This is a genomic window from Comamonas sp., assembly GCF_036666375.1.
In the GTDB taxonomy this organism is placed as follows: Bacteria; Pseudomonadota; Gammaproteobacteria; order Burkholderiales; family Burkholderiaceae_C; genus Comamonas.
The window spans coordinates 28,284-32,095 of record NZ_JAVWWA010000023.1 but is presented as its reverse complement, the minus strand read 5'-3'; the positions used below and the strand labels follow the sequence as shown (position 1 = coordinate 32,095).

The window sequence follows — 3,812 nt, the reverse complement described above, 5'->3', positions numbered from 1 at the left end:
TCGTGCATGTCCCTGGTCTCGAGCACGGCCTGCACGTCGGCGTAGATCTTCTTTTGCAGCTCCTGCGGCGTGGACGCGGGCAGGAACATGCCGAACCAGCCGCTGGCCGTGAAGTCGGCGAGTGCCGGCACGCCCGATTTGGCGATGGGCACGATGTCGGGCGAGCGCTTGATCGGCGCGCTGCTGCCCACGCCCAGCACCTTGAGCTTGCCGGTCTGCACGAAGCTCATCGTTGCCGAGCTGTCGAACAGCGCCTGCACCTGGCCGCCGACCAGGTCGTTGATCGCCGGGCCGTTGCCCTTGTAGGGCACATGCACGATATCTATGCCGGTGCGCCCGGCAAAGCCTTCGGCCGCGATATGCGGGCTGGAGCCATTGCCCGACGAGGCGAATGTCATGCCGGGATGGGCCTTGGCATAGGCAATCAGCTCGGGAATGTTGTTGGCCGGCACCGCGGCGTTCACATAGAGGTAGCTGTACGAGTCGGCCAGCATCGCCAGCGGAGCCAGCGCCGCGGGGTTGTAGGGCAGGTTGGGCACCAGCACCTGGTTGGCGGTGAAGCCAAAGGCGGTGATCAGCAGGGTATGGCCGTCGCCCGGCGCCTTGGCCGCCGCCGCCGTGCCTATCACCGTGCCCGCGCCGGGCCGGTTGTCGACGATCACCGGCTGCTTCCAGCGCTCGGACAGGCGCTGGGCAACGATGCGCGCCAGGATGTCGGTCACGCCACCGGCGGCATACGGCACGATGATCTGCACCGGCTTGGTCGGAAAGCCCTGCACCGGCTGCGCCTGCACCGCGACGCCGCAGAAAAGGACGAAAAGGGCGGCAAGACCGGGACGTAAATGTCGAATCAACATGCTGCTGCAATCCTTTGTGAAAGTGCGTGCCATGCCTTGCGCATGCCACGGCAGGGGCTTGGATCTCGCTGGTGAAATAATTCTACCGTTCGGCAGGTAAGTTGAAGAATGGGGGCTAACCCTAGACAGGTTTGCAATGGTCTGGAGAAAACGCGCCTGCGCGCGCTCAGTGCGGGGAGCGCGTTGTTTCAGCATCCAGCGCGTCAGGATGGCTGCGATCCGCCCCGGCAATGCGCGACGGAATGGAACTCAGGCAGGCGACACGCAACACACTCAGCATCAGGCGGAGTGCTTGCCGAAAGGTGCAGCCGCTGGCGTTCAACCATTCAATGAGGTATCTGATATGCCGAACTCACGCGCTCGTACTCTCGAACGCCTTGGGGGCCAGCCTGCGCTGCCCGAGGGCGGGGAGGTGGTCATGGACATCGACGGTGAAACGTCAGCGGACTTCAGCAATGGCGACGCGCTGGTGGACGCTGGCGAGATCGCCGTCAACGGGGTCCTGGGCGCGCCGGTGCTGAGCGGTATTCCCGCAGTAGCGCAATTTGTGCATGTGGGCCGGGCGACGGCGCTGGCCGATATCGTGGTCGCCCATCCCGGTGAAGCCGAGCTGACCGTGACCCTGGAAGTGCTCGATGGCCTGGGGCGCGTGGGCGGCGTCGTGGGGGGGCTGACCGATGGCGACGACGACGCGCCGGGAATACAGCTGACCGGCACGGCCGCGCAGATCAGCGCCGCATTGTCCGATGCCACATTCACTGCCGATGCCGTCGGCCAGGGCCATCTGCAGATCACGGTCAATGACGGTCATACGAGCGCCGTCAGCCATTACGCCTTTACCGCGGTGCAGCCGCCGGCCAATAGCGCGCCTACGTTTGCCGTGCCCACGGGCAGCGGCAAGCTGTTGGTGTCCGTGGGCAGCGGCACTGATGAGGGCCTGAGCGTCATCCTGCAGCCCGACGGCAAGATCGTGCTGGCCGGGCACAGCAACAACGGTATCGACGGCAGCGATTTCAGCCTGATCCGCCTGAACGCCAATGGCAGCCTGGACCAGGGCTTTGGGACCGGCGGCAAGCAACTACTGGGTTTGGATAGCCGCCATGATTTTGGTCAAAGCGCCACCCTGCAGCCCGACGGCAAGATCGTGGTCGCAGGGTACAGCACGAGCGTGATCGGTCCACTTGGAGTTGACTTCAGCCTGATCCGACTGAACGCCGATGGAAGTCCCGATGAAGGCTTTGGGGAAGGCGGCACAAAGTTGCTGGAATGGGACGGCCGCATTGGTGAGGGTCAAAGCGTCACCCTGCAGCCCGACGGCAAGATCGTGGTGGCCGGAAACAGCAGCGGCGAATACGGCAACAGCGGCAAATACGGCAATGATGTCTTCAGCCTGATTCGCCTGACCGCCAACGGCGACCTGGACGAGTTCTTTGGCGACCAGGGCAAGCTGCTGCTGGATGTGGGCAGCGACCAAGAAAGTGATGTGGGTCAAAGCGTCGTCCTGCAGTCCGACGGCAAGATCGTGGTGGCCGGCTACCGCGTCAGACCGAACGGCGATACTGACTTCAGCCTGATCCGCCTGAACATGGATGGCAGCCGCGATCAGGGCTTTGGGGAGGACGGCAGGCGTGTGCTGGATCTGGACAGCTCCCGTACCAATCAAGGTCAATGCGTTACCCTGCAGCCCGATGGCAAGATCGTGATAGCCGGGTTCAGCTTCCATGGCGGCAGCCACGACTTCAGCCTGATCCGCCTGAACGCCGATGGCAGCCTTGACAGCGGTTTTGGTGACAATGGCAACGGCCAGATGCTGGTGCCTGTGGGCAGCGGTGCTGACCAGGGGTATAGCGTCACCCTGCAGCCCGATGGCAAGATCGTGCTGGCCGGATACAGCGAAAACGGTAGCAACGGCAACGATTTCAGCCTGATCCGCCTGAACGCCGATGGCAGCCTGGACACCGGCTTTGGGGGCAACGGCAAGCTGCTGGTGCCTGTGGGCAACGGTAATGATTGGGGGCATAGCGTCACCCTGCAGCCCGATGGCAAGATCGTGGTGGCCGGGTATAGCATCAACGCCAGCGGCAACAATGACTTCAGCCTGATCCGCCTCAACGCCGACGGCAGCCTGGACACCACGTTCAACCCCTTGACCAGCCCGGTCGATACGCTGGGCGGCGCTGTCAGCTATGCCGAGAACGGCTTGCCTGTGGTGCTGGATGATACGGTCGAGGTCTTTGACGCCGAGCTTGCCGCCCAGGGTCATTACGCCGGTGCCAGCCTCACGCTGGCGCGCAGCGGCGGCGCCCATGCGCAGGATATGTTTGGTGCCAGCGGCGCGCTGGAGCTGACCGACGACGGTGGCGTTGAATTGTCCGGAATACGCATAGGCAGCTATTCCCGGGCGGAAGGCCAGCTGAGCCTGAGCTTCAACGCCCAGGCCACGCAGGCGCGCGTGAACCAGGCCCTGCGTTCGCTGACCTATGCCAACACCAGCGATGCTCCGCCTGAGAGCGTGAACATTGACTGGCGTTTGAGCGACGGCAGCGACGACATGCCTCCCGCCAGCGGCAGCACGCAGGTGAACATCACGCCGGTCAATGACGCGCCGCTGCTGGCGGGTGTGCCCACCGAGGTACAGGCCGTGACCGTGGGCCAGGCCGCGGTGCTGGCGGGCTTCACGGTGCGCGACGACGATGGCGACGACATGACGCTCACGCTGACCGCGGTCAATGGAACGCTCGAAGGTCTGGAAGACAGCGACCCGGACGCGGACGGCATACAGCTCAGCGGCACGGCAGAGCAGATCAATGCCGCGATAGCCGGTGCCACCTTCACGGCAGCGGCGGCAGGCGCGGCATCGCTCGAACTGGAACTCAGCGATGGCGCGGAGTCGGTGACGCAGAGCTATCTGCTGACGGCCACGGCGCCGCCTCGGCCGCCTGCACCTCAGCCGCC

2 protein-coding genes are annotated in these 3,812 nt (G+C 64.5%); one reads left to right on the top strand and one right to left on the bottom strand.

The features are described 5' to 3' along the window. On the bottom strand, positions 1 to 857 hold an 857-nt coding region (locus tag RR928_RS08220), incomplete at its 3' end, for a Bug family tripartite tricarboxylate transporter substrate binding protein (RefSeq protein ID WP_332682104.1). A gap of 418 nt (positions 858 to 1,275) precedes the next feature. Here RR928_RS08220 and RR928_RS08215 point away from each other — a divergent pair. Further along, the coding region (locus RR928_RS08215) for a delta-60 repeat domain-containing protein (protein ID WP_332682102.1) at positions 1,276 to 3,812 on the top strand (2,537 nt) is incomplete at its 3' end.